The organism is Nannocystis pusilla (genome assembly GCF_026626665.1).
Taxonomy (GTDB): domain Bacteria; phylum Myxococcota_A; class Polyangia; order Nannocystales; family Nannocystaceae; genus Nannocystis; species Nannocystis pusilla.
Genome location: NZ_JAPNKE010000002.1, coordinates 2,931,671 through 2,949,759, shown reverse-complemented (window position 1 = coordinate 2,949,759; position 18,089 = coordinate 2,931,671). Strand labels below are relative to the sequence as shown.

General features: G+C 71.9%; 11 protein-coding genes and 1 pseudogene. 10 read left to right on the top strand and 2 right to left on the bottom strand.

Annotated elements, in window-relative coordinates:
- Positions 1–8: 8 nt before the first annotated feature.
- The 5 genes from OV079_RS12795 to OV079_RS12775 all read left to right on the top strand — a co-directional run bounded on the left by OV079_RS12795 (position 9) and on the right by OV079_RS12775 (position 9,172).
- Positions 9–3,494, top strand: coding sequence for a segregation/condensation protein A (locus OV079_RS12795; RefSeq protein ID WP_267778526.1), 3,486 nt, complete (start codon positions 9–11; stop codon positions 3,492–3,494).
- 950 nt (positions 3,495–4,444) lie between these two features.
- A complete protein-coding gene (gene scpB, locus OV079_RS12790; RefSeq protein WP_267768604.1) occupies positions 4,445–6,493 on the top strand; it encodes an SMC-Scp complex subunit ScpB in 2,049 nt (682 codons plus the stop codon).
- Positions 6,494–7,369: 876 nt separating this feature from the next.
- Entirely contained in the window at positions 7,370–8,410 is a 1,041-nt protein-coding gene (locus OV079_RS55815; RefSeq protein WP_267768603.1) for a pseudouridine synthase, read from the top strand.
- Positions 8,411–8,475: 65 nt separating this feature from the next.
- Positions 8,476–8,781: a 30S ribosomal protein S14 gene (gene rpsN / locus OV079_RS12780; protein ID WP_267684656.1), complete on the top strand. Its 306-nt coding sequence runs from the start codon at positions 8,476–8,478 to the stop codon at positions 8,779–8,781.
- Positions 8,782–8,806: 25 nt separating this feature from the next.
- The gene (locus OV079_RS12775; RefSeq protein ID WP_267768602.1) at positions 8,807–9,172 is read left to right on the top strand and encodes a type B 50S ribosomal protein L31; all 366 of its coding nucleotides are present in this window, start codon (positions 8,807–8,809) and stop codon (positions 9,170–9,172) included.
- A gap of 765 nt (positions 9,173–9,937) precedes the next feature.
- Here OV079_RS12775 and OV079_RS12770 read toward each other — a convergent pair.
- Positions 9,938–10,918 (bottom strand): beta-ketoacyl-ACP synthase III, encoded by a 981-nt coding sequence (locus OV079_RS12770; RefSeq protein WP_267768601.1) that lies wholly within the window; start codon positions 10,916–10,918, stop codon positions 9,938–9,940.
- 300 nt (positions 10,919–11,218) lie between these two features.
- On the opposite strand from OV079_RS12770, the gene OV079_RS12765 reads away from it, so the two are divergent.
- The 5 genes and pseudogenes from OV079_RS12765 (at position 11,219) to OV079_RS12745 (ending at position 16,814) form a co-directional block, all read left to right on the top strand.
- On the top strand, positions 11,219–12,772 hold the full coding sequence (locus OV079_RS12765; protein WP_267768600.1) for a tetratricopeptide repeat protein: 1,554 nt from the start codon (positions 11,219–11,221) through the stop codon (positions 12,770–12,772).
- 79 nt (positions 12,773–12,851) lie between these two features.
- On the top strand, positions 12,852–14,084 hold the full coding sequence (locus OV079_RS12760; protein WP_267768599.1) for an FHA domain-containing serine/threonine-protein kinase: 1,233 nt from the start codon (positions 12,852–12,854) through the stop codon (positions 14,082–14,084).
- A gap of 9 nt (positions 14,085–14,093) precedes the next feature.
- A pseudogene (locus OV079_RS57755) lies at positions 14,094–15,140 on the top strand (hypothetical protein); the annotation flags it as partial.
- Positions 15,141–15,349: 209 nt separating this feature from the next.
- A complete protein-coding gene (locus OV079_RS12750) occupies positions 15,350–16,297 on the top strand; it encodes a hypothetical protein (RefSeq protein WP_267768596.1) in 948 nt (315 codons plus the stop codon).
- Between the two features lie 82 nt (positions 16,298–16,379).
- On the top strand, positions 16,380–16,814 hold the full coding sequence (locus tag OV079_RS12745; RefSeq protein WP_267768594.1) for a hypothetical protein: 435 nt from the start codon (positions 16,380–16,382) through the stop codon (positions 16,812–16,814).
- Between the two features lie 91 nt (positions 16,815–16,905).
- Here the strand turns inward: OV079_RS12745 and OV079_RS12740 are convergent, their stop codons facing one another.
- Positions 16,906–17,988 (bottom strand): hypothetical protein, encoded by a 1,083-nt coding sequence (locus tag OV079_RS12740; protein WP_267768593.1) that lies wholly within the window; start codon positions 17,986–17,988, stop codon positions 16,906–16,908.
- Positions 17,989–18,089 lie beyond the last annotated feature (101 nt).

The following is an 18,089-nucleotide window of genomic DNA, read 5'->3' as shown; positions in this document are numbered from 1 at the left end:
AACGGGCGATGGAGCAGGGAAGCACCGGCCTCGGCGAGGGCGGCCCTCGTCCGCGCGAGCGCAAGGGCGCCGCGAGCCCGATCTATTCGGTCGAGCTCGAGGTGTTCGAGGGCCCGCTCGACCTGCTGCTGCACCTGGTGCGCAAGCACGAGCTCGACATCCTCGACATCCCGATCTCGTTCGTCGCAGAGAAGTACCTCGCGTACCTCGACGTGATGCGCCAGCTCGACCTCGAGATCGCCGGCGACTATTTGGTGATGGCGGCGACGCTGGCGTACCTCAAGAGCCGCGAGCTGCTGCCGCCCGAGCCGCGCGCCGGCGAGGCGGGCCAGAGCGAGGAGGAGGAGGGCGAGGACCCGCGCGAGGCGCTGATCCGCCGGCTGGTCGAGTACGAGCGGTTCAAGCAGGCCGCGGCGGAGCTCGACTCGCTGCCGGTGTCGGGGCGCGACGTGTTCGCCCGCGGCGCCGAGCTGGTGATGCCGCCGATCGACCCGGGCCTCGCGCCGGTGTCGCTGTTCAACCTCGCGGAGGCGTACTACCGCGTGCTCACGCGCGCGAAGGTGAAGTCGACGCACGAGGTGCAGATCGAGGCGGTGACGGTGGCCCAGCGGATCAAGCAGCTGGCGCTGATCCTCGACGAGAAGCCGCACTTCGAGTTCGAAGAGCTGTTCTTGAACCGCACGTGGAACAGCGAGCGCGAGCTGCGGGCGATGCTCGTGGTGACGCTGATGTCGATCCTCGAGATGGTCAAGCTCGGGGTCGCGGGGGTGCAGCAGCCGGTCGACAGCACGGCGATCCGGATCTACCGCCGCGCGTCGGCCCAGGAGACGCAGCAGGCGCTGGCCGACTACGACGAGGACGCGAGCTTCGGCGCGCCGAAGCCGAAAGAGGGCGAGAGCCCGGCGCCGAGCGCCCCGAAGCGCCCGAGCGAGGCCGAGCTCGACGCGGTCGAGGAGGCGGCGCTGCTCGCCGAGGCGCTGGCGTCGGTGCAAGAGCCCGAGGAGCCGGTGGTCGGTTACTCCGACGAGGGCGAAAACGTGGCGGCGAACGACCCCGCCAGCGAGTACGACGACGAGCCGCGCCCGGCGCCACGGCGCACCCGGAGCGAGGGCCGGGCCGCCCGCACGGATGTCCTCGAGGACAGGGACGAGGGCTTCGACGACGAGCCGGAGGGGCGGCTGGTGATCGTCGAAGGGACGAGCGCCGAGGTGCCGCGCGAGCACGAGGGGCCGCGGTGGGGCCGGCGTTCGGGCGAGGAAGAGCCGGCGGCGCGCGTGGCTGACGAGTCAGGGCAGCGCGAGGATGTCCTCGAGGACATGGCGGCGCTGCGCGAGGACGCGGGCGTCGGAGCCGAGGATGTTCTTGAGGGCGGGTCGGAGGCGGACGCGAGTGACGCGACGCCGAGATCCGAGAGTGTCCTGGAGGACAGGTGGGAGAACGAAGGGCCGGACGCCGAGGATGCCCGCGAGGCGGCTGCCGCGGGTGAAGAGGCGCGGGACGCCGAGGATGTCGTCGAGGACAGGTCGGAGGCGGACTCCGAGGTGCCGTCGCACTCGAGCGAGCGCGAAGGGGAGGCCGTCGGCGTCGCGGCGGACGGCGGAATTCTCGACGACGCGCTCGGGGACGAAGGGGTCGTCGGAGGCACATCGGACGCACGCAGCAGCTGGGACGAGGACGAGGATGTTCTCGAGGTGGCGTCGACAGTTCGCCGCGAGTTCGAAGATTCGCCGGAGGGCGAGCCGTCGTCAGAGCGTCACGACGAAGGCGACGAGTCCGAGAGCGCCGGTGTCGTGGCGGGCCGCGACGACGAGCGAGGCCTTGCGGATGTCGACGACGCAGAGAGCGAGCCGGAGCTTTCGGCGTCGTGGGGCGAGGAGCCGGAGGGCCTCGAGGGGCGTGACGAGGCGTTCTTGCCAGCCGTTCAGGCAGGAGCACCGGAGCGCCAGGCGGATGGCGCTGGGTCGTCGAGGGAGGACGCTCGTTCGAGCGAGGTCGACGCGGCGGCGGGCGCCGGGTGGCCGCTGGGTGAGGATGACGCTCCGAGCAGCGTGCTCGTGGAAGCTGCCGTCGAGTCCGGCGAGAGGCCACGTGCAGCGCTGTCGACTGAGGATGTCCGGCAGGATTCTTCGCATGCCGATGTGGACGGTCTCGCCGAGACATCGGGCGGCCTCGAGTCGGCACGAACGGAGGACACGGCGAGCGGCGCGGGTGAGGCGGAAGTCCCCGGCACGCTTGCTCATGGGGTGGACGACGGTCGGGTCGACGCGGATGCCGCCGTGCTGGCTGCCAGCGCGGCGTTGCCGCCGGCAGCGGCCGGGGACGAAGCTGCAGGCGATGTCCTCGGGGACAGGTCGGCGTCGAGGGGTTCCGAGGTAGCGGAGTCTCCGGCAGCGACCGGGGATGTAAATGCCCTCGAGGACAGGCCCGCGGCTGAAGAGAACGAGGCGTCCGAGCCGGCGGAAGCACGAGCCCTTGGAGCGGGCTTGACGGCCCTCGGGCGCGAGGCCTCCGAGACGGCGAGCTCGGCGGCGGGGGTCGATGAGAACCTGGCGGCCGACGAAGTTGAGGCCACGGAGCCGACTGATTCGGCGGCAGAACAAGGTCTCGAAGAGAGCTTGGCGGCCGACGGGTTCGAGGCTTCGGAGCCGACGAGCTCGGCGGAAGAGCGAGTTCTCGAAGACAACTCGGCGGCTGACGGGATCCAGGCCACGGAGCCTGCTCTCTCGGCGGGGGGCGAGGCTGCGGAAGATGGCGTCGATGACGGCTTGACTCCCGGCGAGGCCGAGTCGACGGTTGCGGCTGAGGACGAAACGGAAGATGTCCTCGAGGCCAGCTTGGTGGGCGGAGCCGCGGCGACGGAGTCGACGAGCGCGGCCGGGGATGAAACAGAAGATGTCCTCGAAGCCAGCTTGATGGGCGGAGCCGCGGCGACGGAGTCGACGAGCGCGGACGGGGATGAAGCAGAAGATGTCCTCGAGGCCGACTCGGAGGGCGGAGTCGCGGCGACGGAGCCTCTGGCGGCGGATGATGAGGCGACTGCGGAAGATGTCCCCGGGGACAGCTCGCTGGCGAACGGGGTCGAGGTCGCGCTCCGGGACGAGGTCGTGGAGGATGTCCTCGGGGACAGCTCGGCGACCGGCGAGCTCGGGGCGTCGACGGCAGCGGGCGAGGATGGCGCCGCGGACGATTCCCCCGGAGAGCGTCTCGGCGCCTTCGACAGCGAAGCCGAGTCTGGGCGGACGACCGAGGCGTACTCAGGCGCAGCCGCGGAGCCCGACGATGTCCTCGCGGACAGTCAGGCGAGCGGCGCGAACGAGGGCGAAGCGGCGGCGGACGTCGAGGCGTCGGACACCGAGGATGATGAGAGCAAACCTGTCCGATCGGACAGCGACGAAGACGAGGCCGGCGGGTTGTTCCTCAACACCGGCGAAGGCCTCGGGGCGCGCGAGCTCGGCGACGTCGACGAGGACGAGGATGAGGGTGACGCGCAGTGACGGCGGCCGCGACAGGGGGTAGGAAATGGTAAAGCCGCGCAAGACGGGCCTGAAGGCCCCTCCGCGGGTGCATGCGGGCGAGAGCGTGCCGGCCGTCGATGCCGAGGCGCCCGAGTCGACCGAGCCGACGTCGGAGCCCGAGCGTGACGACGCCGCGCCGCCGGAGGACGCTGGAGCGGAAGAGGTCCCGAGCGAGGGGACGGGCGACGCAAACTCCGAGGAGAGCGGCGAGAGCTCGCGGCAGAGACGACGAGCGTGGAGGTCCCGACGGCCAGCGACGCGGAGCCGGCGGAGGAGGAGTCGCGTCCCCGGCGTCGCGGGCGTGGCGCGGGGCGCAGCAAGAGCGGCGGAGACGAAGGGCGCTCCGGCGACGAGGCGCCGCGGACCCCGAAAAACGCCGCGGACGCGCGGGGCGAGCGAGCGACGAGCGCGAGGACACCGGCGGTGAGTCGGACTCGCAGGCGGCCCCGGGCGCTTCGGACGAGCTTGCAGAGGAGGCGCGACGCGAGGGCGTGAGCGCCGATTCGGAAGACTTGAACGACGCCGGCGCGGCCAGTGCGGCCGAGGGGAGCGGCGAGGCGGCCGACGCGGCGGGGCTGTCCGAAGGGACAGATGGCGAGCCTGCCGAGAGCGGCGCGGAAGTCGAGGCGGACGCCGGGGTGCTGTCCGAAGCGACGGGAGCGGACCGCGTCGGGGATGGTTCGGCGAGGCCGCGCCGGGGGCGAGCTGCCCGAGGGGACAGGTCGTCTGCGGCGGACGCAGGATCCTCAGCGGGGGAACCGTCGGAGCTGGCCGAAGCGACAGGGGGCGAGGTTTCGCCGCCGGAGGCCGGTGCACCTGCGGACGGGAGCGACGGCGCGAGCGAGAGCCCCGCCGAGGGTGCAGGTGACGATCCGATCGCCGCGGCTCTCGCGGCAGCCTCGGCGCCGCGGACCGCCACGCCGGGGGTCGTGCTCAGCGACGAGCTGCCGATCGATCCGGACGACGACCTGCGCGGGATCGAGGGCGAGGCCTCGGCGCGGCTGGTGTCGATCCTCGAGAGCCTGCTGTTTTCGGCGGCCAAGCCGTTGTCGGTCAAGGACCTGCGAAAGGTGTTGCAGGAGACCAGTCAGCGGCAGATCCAGCTGGCACTGCGGCACCTGCTGGAGGTGACGAGCTCACGCGGGGTGGTGCTCGCGCAGGTGGCAGGCGGGTTCCAATTCCGCACGCACCCGGAGAACGCGGTGTGGGTGCAAAAGATGCTGCAAGCGAAGCCGGCGAAGCTGAGCCGCACGCAGATCGAGACGCTGGCGATCGTCGCCTACCGGCAGCCGGTCACGCGGCCGGAGATCGACGACATCCGCGGGGTCGACAGCGGCGCGGTGTTGAAGTCGCTGCTCGAGCGCGAGCTGATCCAGATCGTCGGTAAGAAGGACGAACCAGGGCGCCCGCTGCTGTACGGGACGACCGTTCGTTTCCTCGAGTTCTTCAATCTCCGCGGGCTGCGCGACCTTCCGACGCTGCGGGACTTCCGTGACCTGTCGGAGGAGTCGAAGGCCACGGTGCGCGAGCGGCTGGGCGATCTGCAGGTGGCCGAGGCGCTCGGGCAGGAGGTGCTCGGTTTCACCGGTCCCGAGGGACAGGTCGCCGGGGACATGGCCGTAGAGGCAGGCTCGGAGGCGGCCGCCGCAGCTGGGGCCGAGAGCCCGGGTGACGCCGGTGGTGAGGCGCCAGGGCCGAGTGGCGAGGCCGGGGCCGAGGCTGGGCAGGGCGAGGACGCGGCGGCCAGCGCCGGCGAGAGTTCGCAGGCAGGCGAGGCCGCGGATGAAGCGGGCGCCGGAGCTGATGACCAGGCGGCGTCGGCCGCCGACGGCGCTTCCGCGGAAGATGCGGCCGCGGAGGGGAACCTCGAGCCACGGTCGGAGGCGGCCACGTCCAGCGAGCCGGGTGAGGACGAGAGCTCGCGTGGAGGCGAGGGCGCAGTCGGCGAAGCCGGTGAGGGCACGGCGGTCGACGAGGGCCCGCAAGTGGATGACGAGAGCTCGCGCGACGGTTCGCAGGACGAGAGCGCCGGAGACGACGAGGGCGTGCAGGCTGGCGACGCGAGCGACCGGGACGATTCGGCGGACGAGAGCGCGGAAGACTCGGACGACGAGGGCTCTCCGGCTGTCGACGCGAGCGAGGGCCCGGGCGCGGAGGGGGTCCATGAGACGAACGAGGAGCGTTCGATCGGGGACGACGAGAGCGCGGAAGACTCGGACGACGAGAGCTCTCCGGCTGTCGACGCGAGCGAGGGCCCGGGCGCCGAGGGCGTCCATGAGACCAACGAGGAGCGCTCGCTCGGGGACGACAAGAGCTCTCGCGGAGACGACGAGAGTTCGGGAGATGAAGCGCCCGACAGCCTCGACGGCGTGACCGAGCGCAGGTACGAGCCGGACGACGAGGCTGGGCTCGAGTTCGCCGAGAGCTTTGACGCGGACGAAGCGAGCGAGGTCGATGACTCGCTGAACGAGGATGCAGACGAAGCGAGCGAGGACGAAGACTCGCAAGACGAAGAAGCGGTCGAGGACACAGACGAAGCGAGCGAGGACGAAGACTCGCGAGACGCGGTCGAGGCGAGCGAGCGCGACGACTCGGAGGATGCGGACGACGAAGATTCGCACCTGGACGAGGCGAGCGAGCGCGACGACTCGCAGGATGCGGACGAAGAAGGTTCGCAGCCGGACGAGGCGAGCGAGCGCGACGACTCGGAGGATGCGGACGACGAAGATTCGCAGCCGGACGAGGCGAGCGAGCGCGATGACTCGGAGGATGCGGACGACGAGAGTTTGCCGCCGGACGACGAGCGCGACGATTCGCTGGTCGAGGACGCGACGGCAGAGGACGAGCGCAGTGATTTGGACGCCGCCGAGGCGGACGACGCGGAGCCGCGCGAGAGTGACGAGGGCGACGATCGATCGACCGGGCCTCGACGCTCGCGGGACGAGTCGGCGGCCGAGGACGAGGAACCCGAGAGTTGAGCCGCGAGACGGCGCAGAGGAGCAGCGAGTATGAAGCGAACGACCAACCAGGGCAGGAGCGGCGGACCGAAGGCCGCCGCGCGGTCGCAGGGCGCCCGTCACCAGGGCAAGGCGCAGGGGCGCAAGGATGCGGGCGGGGCGGAACGTCCCGCCGGCAAGGGCGGGGCGGGACGAGCCCGTCCGGCCGGCGCGGCGGGGGCCCGGCGAGCGAGCGCTGAGAGCCGCGGCGGCGCGGGCTCGGGTACCAAGGGCGGGTTCGAGCGCCGCGGAGCCGCGGGCGAGGCGACTGGCCGAAAGGGCAGGTTTGAAGCGCCAGGGCGCGGGGAGCATGTCCGAGGGGACAGGGCCGCCGGCGCGAGCGGCGGCCGGCGCGGCAGGGCGACCGCCACGGACCGTGACGGCGCGGAGCAGGCATATCCGAGCGATCGCCGGCCGCGAGCGGCGGCGGAGCGCGAGGGTCGGGCTGTCCGCGGGGACAGGTCGGAGACGCCGGCGCGCGGGGCCCGGAAACCTGTCCGCAGGGGCAGGTCCGAGGGGGCGGAGCGCGAGGGTCGGGCTGTCCGCGGAGACAGGTCCGAGGCTCCGCGCGCGGGCCGGGCTGTCCGCGGGGACAGGTCGGAGGCGCGCGGCGCGGGACGGGCTGTCCGTGGGGACAGGTCGGTCGCGGCCGAGCGAGGGGACCGGGCCGTGCGCTCGGACGCGGCGGCGCGGCGTGGCCGCGCGGATGCGGGTGCCGGCGACGACTCCGCGCCGCGGCGGTCGGCCGCGCGCGGGACCTCGGAGGGCAGGGCCGGGGGCGAGCGGTCGAAGCCGCGGGCCGGCGGGGCTGTCCGCGGGGACAGGTCGAAAGCCGGCGCGGCGAGCCGCGGCGCGAAGGTGCGGCCGTCGGGCGCGAAGGACAGCGCCGCGCGGGGGACTCAGGCCCGCTCGGCGGGCGCGAAGGACAGCACCGCGCCGCGCGGGCTCACCGACGCGGTGGCGCTGCGACAGGCCGAGCGGACGGCCGCGGCGCGGACCGGCGCGAAGACCCGGGCGAAGACGGGGATCGCCGCGGCCCCGGAGATCCTCCGGCCGGCCAAGGTGCGGCTGCAGAAGGCGCTGGCGGCGGCCGGCGTGACCTCGCGGCGCAAGGCCGAGGAGCTGATCGCGGCCGGGGCGATCAAGGTCAACGGCAAGCGGGTCACCGAGCTAGGCTCGAAGGTCGATCCCGACCGCGACGTGATCGAGGTCCGGGGCTCGCGCGTGCAGCTGGAGAAGAAGGTGTACTTCCTGCTCAACAAGCCGGACGGCGTGGTCTGCTCGGCCGAGGGGCCCAAGGACAACGAGGGCCGGCCGACGGTGCTGTCGCTGTTCCCGGAGCTGCCGCAGCGGATCTACCCGGTCGGCCGCCTCGACTTTCACACCCGCGGCGCGCTGATCCTGACCAATGACGGCGATCTCGCGGCGGCGCTGACCCACCCGCGGCACGAGATCCCGAAGACGTACCACGTGAAATTCCAGGGCAAGCTCACGGAGGCCGAGCTCGGGACCCTGGCCACCGGGGTCACGCTCGAGGACGGGACCGTCACCCGCCCGGCGGCCGAGGTCAGCGTCATCAAGGACACCTCGACCAACAGTTGGGTGCAGATCACGCTGCGGCAGGGCCTAAACCGGCAAATTCGCCGCATGGGCGAGGCCATCGGCAGGCCCGTGCTGAAGCTGATCCGCGTCGCCATCGGCGACGTCACCGCGGACGGACTGGCAGATGGTGAGTTTCGTCCGCTGACCCCCACCGAGGTCTACGACCTCATGGCGGCCGCGTCGCCGGCCGCGCATCCCGGCGCCAAGGCCCGGCCCCGTGTCGGGGGCCAGGATTCCACCTCCGATGCGGGCGGACGGGCGCGGTCCCGGCTTGCGCCGCGGAAGCGGGCGGGGTAGTGTCCGCGCCCGCTCGTCGTTCAGGACCCGCAGGGTCGTGAAGACAATTTCCGCCAGGACTTCGTATGGCCAAGAACTCTCAAGTTTTGCGCGACAAGAAGCGCGACAAGCTGATCAGCAAGTACGCTGCCCGCCGCAGCGATCTGCGCGACAAGCTCAAGGATCCGAACATCGATCTCGAGGACAAGCTCGCGATCTCGGCGCAGCTCACCAAGCTGCCGCTCAACTCGTGCCCGACCCGCAAGACCCGGCGCTGCATGCTGACGGGCCGCTCCAAGGCGGTCTATCGCAAGTTCGGTCTGTGCCGGAACATGCTCCGCGAGCTCGCCCTCAAGGGCGAACTGCCGGGCGTGACCAAGTCGAGCTGGTGAACTTCTCGCCTGCCGCAGGAGAGTCATGAAGTCCGGAATCCATCCCAGCTACCGCAAGGTCCTGTTCGTCGACGCCTCCTCGGGTGACGAGTGGGTGTCCTACTCGACGATGACCGGCAGCGACACGCGCGCGCACAAGGGCGAGGACCTCCCGGTCGTCCGCGTCGACATCTCGTCGTTCAGCCATCCGTTCTGGACCGGTCAATCGCGCGAGGTCGACACCGAGGGCCGCATGGACCGCTTCCGCCGCCGCTACGGCGTCAAGGGCGGCGCTTCGGCTGCCCCGGCCGCCGCCGCTGCCAAGCCCGCCGCCGCTGCCGCCGCCCCGGCGCCCGCGAAGGTCGAGGCCGCTGCGACCGCCAAGCCCGCCGGCAAGGCGAAGAAGAAGTAAACCCCGTCGGACCCACGGTCCGGCGACGAGCACCACGCGCGTCACGACCTCCGGGTCGTGATGCGCGTTCGCTTTGGGTCGCTCACGAGGCGCCGCGCCGGGTCGCTGCCTGTGTGCGAGGCGCGATCCGGCGAGCATGTCCTTGCGGACATGTCCTTCGCACCTCGTGCGAGGCTCAGGATGGGTCCGGCCCGGCCGCGGTGGGTCGTTGTTGACGCCGTTGTCGCAGGCCGCGGTCTCGGAGCGTGGCCAGGTGAGCGCCGCTTTGGCGGGCGGTCCCGCTGCGCCGCTCGGCCGGTTCATCACATGTCCCGAAGGACAGCCCGTGCGGTCGGCGACTCGTCGGACAGGCCCGCTCGACAGGCGGAAGTCCGGCATGGGCTCAAGTCCAGCACGTCACCGGCGGGCTGCGCCGCTGCTTCCCGGTCGGCTCAGCGCAGCTCGTGGAGAGGTCGGAGCTCGGCGACGCGAGAGGCCGGCGAACTTTGGCCGTGCTCGGGTCGCTCGTCGCGTGCGCCGATGCAGGAGCTCCTGCTCGCGGACGCGTAGGCCGAGCCAGGCTGCTCGTCGCGGGCGTCGACTGCAGGAGCTCACCGCTCGCGGGCGCGCCAGCCGAGCTCCGCTGGCCCGTCGTCCGGCTCGCCACATGTCCCGAAGGCCAGCACCTTGCGAAGCGCCGATGCGATGCATGCTCGCGGGGCGTTTCTGAATGGGCCGGGGCGGGCGAGTTGCGCTGTCCGGCCGACCGCGCCGGACGGCGCTCGCTCACACGCGCAGGACCTGGGCGGCCCAGGTGAAGCCGGTGCCGAAGGCGGTCATCGCCAGCAGGTCGCCGTCCTTCAGTCGTCCGGCGGCGCGGGCCTCGTCGAGGGCGACGGGGATCGTCGCGGCCGACATGTTGCCGTAGCGATCGACGATCGACACCATCTTCGCCGGCGCGATCGCGGTGCGGGCCCGCGTGGCCTCCATGATGCGGGTGTTGGCCTGGTGCGGGATGAGCAGCGCGACATCCTCGGGGGTCACGCCGGCGCGCTTCAGGGCCTCGATCGCACCCTCGCTCATGGCGGTGACGGCGTGCTTGAACACCGTGTTGCCCTCCATGTGGACGGTGTGCGCCCGGGCGGCGACGCTCTCGGCGCTGGCCGGCTGTCGCGAGCCGCCGGCGGGCTGGTAGAGCACCCGGGCGAGCGTTCCGTCGGCGCCCCAGGCCGAGCCGAGCAGGCCGCGATCTTCTTCGCAGGCCGTGAGGATCGCCGCACCGGCGCCGTCGCCGAACAACACGCAGGTGCTGCGGTCCTCCCAGTTGACGACCTTGCTCATCACCTCGGCGCCGATGACGGCGGCGGTGCGGGCGCCTCCGCCGGCGATCAAGCTGGCCGCGAGCTCCATGCCGTACAGCCACCCGGAGCAGCCGGCGCTGACGTCGAAGGCCGCCGGACCGCGCAGGCCGAGCTTGTGCTGCACCCAGCAGGCGGTCGACGGGAACAACGTGTCCGGGGTCGACGTGGCGACGATGAGGACGTCGAGCGCTTCGGGTCCGAGGCCGGCGGCGTTGCACGCCGAGAGCAGCGCCTCGGCGGCCAGGTCGGAAGTCGCTACTTCGGGAGCCGCGATCCGGCGCTCACGAATTCCGGTCCGCTCGACGATCCACTGATCCGTGGTGTCGATCATCGTCTCGAGCTCGGCGTTCGTCAGCACCCGCGGCGGCAAGGCGCGCGCAGTGGCGAGGATCTTGAACCGACGCATGCGTCACCTGCTAGCTCACCCTGCGACTGCGCGGCAATCGAGGAGGATGTGCGGCAGCGCCGTCCGCGGAGGGATGGAGCCAACACACGTCCTTTTGCACGCAATTGCCGGGATATGGCCCCGGGCTGGTACAGTACCGGGGCCATTTTGCCCCTCGCCCGTATGCGCTCTCCTCTCTCTCTCTGCGCAACTCTCCTCGCGGCCTCGACCCTCGTCGCCTGCGCCTCGTCGCTCGACAAGGCCCGGGTCGCACGCAACGCGAATGACGACGTCAGGGCCGAGCAGTACCTCCGCAAGTCGATGGCGAGCGATCCCGAGGACCGCGCCGCGGCGCAGCGTGACTTGGCGTCGCTCAAGTTCGCCCAGGCGCAGGACAAGGCCAAGCAAGATCCCGCGGCCGCCGAGAAGTTGGTGCGCGAGAGCCTCGCGCTGGCCCCGGGCGACGAAAAAGCCGTCGATCTCCTCGGCCGCGTCATCCACGCGCAAGGTCGCCTCGACGAGGCGATCCAGGTGCTCGGCGAGGGCGACGGCAAGTCTTGCGACATGTGCAAGCGCTACCTCTCGGTGTTGCTGCTCGAGCGAGCCGGCAAGCGCGAGGCGGCCAAGGACTTCGAGGCCGCGCGCGCCGATTACTCGCGGGCGACCGAGCTGATCCCCGACGCCACGACGGCGCTGGCGGTCGCGCGCAGCAGCGAACAGCTCGGCGATCTCGAGGGCATGACGCGCGCGATCGAGAAGGCGGTGCCGTTGATTCGCCCCGACGACACCGCGGCGCAGACGGAATTCCTCGGGTTCCGCGAGCGAACCGTGCTGGCGGCCGCGGGTCGCGGCGACGTCGCCACCTGCGATCGTTGGCTCAACTTCTTCCCGCCCGGCGCGGGCGGTGACGGCTGGTACGTGTTGCAGCTGCGCGTCGCGCAGGAGCTGTACCGGCAGAAGAAGGTCGACGTCGCCATCACGCGCGCGCGGACGATGCTCGGCTCGACGCACACCGACACGCTGCCGGCCAACCGCAAGACCGAGTTCCAGCGCTTCCTCGCCGACATCTATCGCCTGCAGGGCGTCGGTTACCTGCGCGAGGGCAAGCTCGCCGAGGCCGACGACAATTTCCGGCTGGCGATGGAGTTCCTGCCGGGCGACGACAAGATCAAGCTGTTGCGGGCGCTGGCGATCGGCGGTCACCACGAGACCGAGAAGGCGCTGCAGGTGGTGAAGGCGCTGCCCAAAGAGACCAAGGGGCACGCGGAGGTGATGGCGATCCTCGAGAGCATGCAGGTCGCCGATCGCCTGGCCGAGGGCGACGTCGACGGGGCCAAGGCCGCGCTCGCGCGCGCGCAGGCGGCCAGCGCGGAGACGCCCGAGGTCCACGTGGCGATGGCCGAGATTCTCTTCATCACCCCGGCGGCGGGCGTCAACAAGGGCATCGTCCGCCAGCTGAAGAAGAGCGGGATCGTCAAGTACCCCAACGACGAGGTCAATCGCTACGGCGAGGCGCTGTCGGAGCTGGCGTGGGCGCGCGAACAAGCGCGCGGGCTCGGCGAGGGCTACCTGTTCCGCGGGCCCGGGATCGACGCGCGCATGGCCAACCTCGACCGTCAGCTGCGCGCCTTTTACCCGTTCCCGGTCGAGTTCAACGCCGACAGCACGGCGATCCTGAAGATCCGCTTCAAGAGCGGCGCGGCGGGCGAGGTCGGGGTCAAGACCGACAGCGGGGAGCAGACGATCCGGGTCCCTGCGGGCAGCGAGGGCGCCGAGGTCATCGTGCGCGACCCGGGCCTGACGTACTTCCGGATCAACGGCAAGGTCTCCAGCTTCGTGACCGAGCCCTACACCCGGGTGACGATCGACCTCTGATGCTCGCGCCGCTGAGCCCGCCGGTGGTCGGCGCCGATCGGCGCTGCACGGCGGGCGGGGCCTGATAGACTCGCCGGCGATGCAGCCCTGTCCCTATCGCAAGATCCGTCCGCTGGGCGAGGGGTCGATGGGGGACGTGCACCTGTGCGTCGACGTGCAGCAGCGCCGCCTGGTCGTGGTCAAGTGGCTGCGAGCGGAGCTGCACGAGGGCAGCCAGGCGGCGGTCCGGTTCCGACGCGAGGCCGAGCTGATGGCGGGGGCCAACTTCCCCGGCGTCATCAAGGTCGAGGAGTGGGGCCTCGACGAGTTCGGTCGCACGTGGATGGCGATGGAGTTCGTCGACGGGCTCATGCCGTCGGCGGTGATCGGGCCGGGCGATTGTTGGTCGGTGCATCGCCTGCTGGCCGGCGTCGGCCAGGGCCTCGACGACCTCCACGGCCTCGGCGTCGTGCACCGCGACCTCAAGCCGGACAACGTGCTGCTGCGCAGCTCGGTCGACGGCTGGGAGCCGGTGATCATCGACCTCGGGATCGCCAAGTGGTTGGCGCAGGAGACCGCGACCGCGAGCGGCTCGGTGTTCGGCACGCCGCACTACATGAGCCCGGAGCAGTGCCGCGACACCAAGAAGGTCGGCCCCGCGACCGATCGCTACGCCGTCGCCGTCATCATCTTCGAGCTGCTGGCCGGGCGGCGGCCGTTCGAGGGCCGCACGATCCCCGAGCTCCTGCGCCAGCACCTCGACGATCCGGTGCCGGAGCTGCAGATCCCCAAGCGCGTGCGCTCCGGGGCGATCCGCGACACCGCGGCCAAGGCGACGTACCCGTCGCCCAACCTCGACGCGTTCATGCGCAAGGCGATGGCCAAGGAGCCGCGGCTGCGGTTCGGCAGCGGGCGCGAGATGGCCTCCGAGTTCGAGCGCGCGGCCAAGGCCGACGGGCTGTGGGAGATCCCTGACCCTTCGGACATGGCGCCGCTGTTCCCGGCGCTGACCCACCCGATGGCCGAGATCATCATCGACGGCGAGTCGCGCCAGCGCTTCGACGTGCGGCACGGGCCGCTGGTGCTCGGGCGTCACGAGTCGTGCCAGGTGGTGCTCGGCTCGCCGCGCCTCAGCCGCCTGCACGCGTGCGTGTACCTGCACCGCGGGCGGGTGTGGGCCGCCGACCTGCACAGCCAGAACGGCACCCTGTTCCAGGGCCGCGCGCTCCAGCCGGGCGTGCCGATGCCGTTCCCGCCGGGCGGCCAGACCGCCGTGTTCACGCTCTACAACCGCAACATCGCCGTCCGTCTGTGCACCACCACGGGGCCGTGAGGCCGCGTCATGGCGAGCGCGGCGGGGGAGGGTGCTTCGGGACATGTCCTGAAGGACAGTCGTGACGGGCGGGACGAGGGCGCTTCGGGGCATGTCCTCGGGGACAGCCGCGAGAGACACGGAGCCGGCGGGCCGGGGAATGTCCTCGGAGACAGCATCGAGGGACGGCGCTCCGAGGCGGCGGGACACTTCTTGAAGGAGAGTGATGCCGCGGCGGTAGCGAATCGAGAGGGAGCATCGGGATATGCTTCGAAGGATAGTGACGCCGCGGCGGTAGCGACTCGAGACGGGGAAGCGTCGGGACATGTCTTGAGGGACAGCGAGGTCGTCGCGCGGGGCGAGGCTGATGGTTCATCGGGACATGTCGTAAAGGACAGCAGCGACGCCGAGCCGGGACCGACGGGGACGCGGCGCCTGGCCGCGGCGTTGCTGTTCGGGCCGGCGCTGGCGTGGGCGCTCGCGGCGGCGGCCGGGCTGGCTTGGGCGGGCGCGCGGGCGGACGCGTGGGGACCGGCGCCGCGCCGGGAGGCGGCGGTGGTCGGCTCCGCGGCGTGCCGCGCCTGTCATCCGGCCGAGCACGCCAGCTGGTCGGCGACCTACCACCGGACGATGACGCAGCGCGCCGAGGGCGAGGCCGTGCTGGCGCCGTTCGCCGGCGAGCACGTCGACCACCTCGGCTTTCGCGCGACGATGACCCGCAGCGCCGAGGGTCGCCCGCACGTGCGCGTGGCGCCGCTCGACGACGAGGGGCGCGAGGCCGGGGATCCGCTGCTCGACGTCGACGTGGTCATGACGGTGGGCAGCCACCGCTATCAGCAGTACCTGGCGCAGCTCGACCGCGGCGGCGGGCCGGGCGAGGTGTGGCGCCTGCCGGTCGCCTGGCACGTCGCGACGGCGCGGTGGATCCCGATGAACGCGGCGTTCCTCGAGCCGGAGGGCGCGCGGGGCGATGCGGAGGCGTACCTGCGTCACCTCAGCCGCTGGAACGACAACTGCGTGCTGTGCCACAACACCGAGCCGCGGCCGGGGCTGGCGCAAGAGACAGGTGGCGCGCCGCGCTTCGACACCACCGTGGGCGAGCTCGGGATCGCCTGCGAGGCCTGCCACGGGCCGGCCGGGGCGCACGTGCAGCGGCACGCCGATCCGTTCCGGCGCCTGCTGGCCGGTGGGGCGGGGGACGGATCGATCGCGCACCCGGGCCGGCTGGTGCCGCGCGACGAGAGCGGGTGTGCGGGCGCTGCCACGGCAATCGGATCAGCGCCGACGTGGCCGCGGTGCTGCGCGAAGGCGACGGCTTCCTGCCGGGCACCGACCTGGCCGCGGTGTCGCGGCCGATCTTCCGCGACGCGACGGTGGGCGGCGAGGCGCTGTTCGCCGAGCGCTTCTGGCCGGACGGGACGCCGCGCCTGTCGGCCTACGAGTACCAGGGGCTGCTGCTGTCGCCGTGCCATCAGGACGGCCGCGAGGGCGGGCTCGGCTGCGACGACTGTCACGCGATGCACGGAGACCGGCCCGACATGCAGGTCCGCCGCGATCGCGCGGGGGCGAAGGCATGTACTTCGTGCCATGTCCTGGAGGACCTGTCCTCGGGGACACGGCACGGAGGACATGGCGAAACGGTCACGTGCCAGGGCTGCCACACTCCGCGGATCACGTACGGATTGCTCGAGGGGATGATCGGGCACCGGATCGCGGTGCCGCGGCCGCAGGCGTGGATCGGCCGCCACGACCAGCCGGACGCCTGCACGCAGTGCCACGTCGATCGCAGCCGCACGTGGGCCGCGGAGGCGCTGCCGCGGCTCGGGTTCCCGGACCCGGGTCCGCTGCCGCCGCCCGCGCCGGACGAGGCGTGGGGCTCGCGGGTGCAGCTCGATCTGGTCGGCGGCGACCCGCTGCAGCGGGTGCTGGCGATCCACGCGCTGACCCGGCCGGAGGTGCCAGTGGCGGTAGCCCTGCGGCGCGCGTGGATCACCGACGCGCTCGACGACGAGTACCCTGCCGTGCGGTGGTTCGCCTGGCGCGCGCTGCGGCAGCTCGCGCAGCCGGAGCAGGCCGCGCGGGTCGACGCCTACGACCCCCACGCCGACCCGGAGCGCCGGGTGCCGGCCGCCGACGCCCTGCGCGCGGCGTTCGGCGGCGGACCGTTCAGCCCCGAGCAGCGCGAGGCGCTCGAAGCCCGGCGCGAGCGCACGGTGCTGTGGATCGGCGAGTGAGGCGTTCTCCAGCCTGGTAGCGAGGCGCGGGCCCGCGACGGAAGATTTGGCGGGCGAGCGGTCGTGGGGCTAGATTCGCCCCGTGCGCGCCGAACGGCACCACCGGCTCTCGCTCGGATTGCTGGCGATCTTCCTCGCCTCGGGGTTGTGGCTCGAGGCGATGATCGGGCTGCGCGCGGGCGGTTGGGTCGACGATCCGCTGCGCCGCGAGTTCCTGCGCCTGGGCCACGCGCACGGCGGGATCCTGGCGCTGGTCAACCTGGCGATCGCCTGGTCGATCGGACAGCTCGGCACGCCCGAGGTGTGGGCCGCGAAGATCCGGATCGCGGGGCTGCTCGGCGCGCTGCTCGTCGGCGTCGGCTTCATGGCCGGCGGGCTCATGCACGGCCCGACCGACCCGGGCCCGCCGATCCTGGTGGTGCCGGCGGGGGCGTTGCTGACGCTGGCGGCGGTGACTGCGACGGCGCTGGTGCGCCCGACCGACCGCGCGCCGGGGAGCCGAGCTCCTCGTGAGTGAAGACGGCTGAGAGTATGTCTCAAGGGATATGTTATAGAGAGCATGCCCCGAAGGACATGTCTCCAGGGACCGGCGAGCATGGGCGCCGGCTTCAAGGCGGATCGCCGGGCGTCGGGTACTTCGCGCCTTCGACCGTGATCAGGCGGACGCGCTCGGGAGAGCACTGACGCGGACAACCGAGCGGCGACACCTCGCCGCAGCAGGGCAAGCCCATGAGCGCGGAGACTTCGCGGGCGACCTCGGCGACTGTGGCGTCGGGTCGGACGCGGATGGCGGGGTCGGAGGTGTCGGCCCAGGTCACCGGTAGGGCGGCGAACGGTTGAAAGAGGTCGCCGGTGGCGACGACGAGCCGCAGGGAGTCGCCGCCGAGCGCCACCGCCCGCGCGATGTGCAGGAGCACGGTCCCGGAGGTCGAGGCGTCGGCGAACAGCGCCACGTCGTCCGAGTCCGGCGGCGCGAACAGATCGACGAGCTTGTACCACCACTCCGATTCGCGGACGTCGGCGACGACTTTCCCGCGGACGCGGATCTCTCCGCCATGCAGGTACAAGTCGAAGGTGTTGCTGATGAACGAGACGGCCAGCGAGCCCGCGACGCGCGGCAGCTCGAGGCCGGCCGGCATGTCCTTGACGAGCGACCAACCGGGCCAGGACAGCAGGGCGCGCATCAGCCCGCGCGTGGTGTCGGCGGACACGCCCGACTCTCGCAGCCAGGGGTAGATCGTCCAGGTGATGAGCGTGTAGCGGGCGACGATGCGACCCTCGTGCGCAGTCAGGACGCCGAGTCGATCGAGGTCGCATTCTTCGTATAGCTTCGCCTTGAGCGTCCGGCTCAGCCCCAGCGCCGCGAGCTCGCGGCCGGCCGGGCACACCTCGCGCCACAGCCGCTCGAACTCCGCGTCCTCCTCGACCACCGGGTAGATGCCCGGGTCCCGGTGGAGGTCGCGGAGGTAGCCGAGGTGCGACGTCACGGTCGGGGAGGTGGGGGCCGGGCAGGCGCGAAGGATCGCGCGCGCGGCCTCGACCGGGCGCTGCGGAGGCGCAGTGGACTCCAACTGCGCGACCGTCGTCGCCAGGGCGGCCTCGTCGTACGGGCGGCGATCGGGGCCGCAGGCGACGCAGAGCGCTGCACCGGCGACGAGGCTCAGGAACGCGCCCGCGGACCTACGTACCATCAAGACATATCGTAGCACCGAGCGCGGGGCGCGGCGATGCCTGCGCGCACGGGGCGTTTAGGACATGTCTTTTTGAACATGTCTTATTGAGCATATTCATT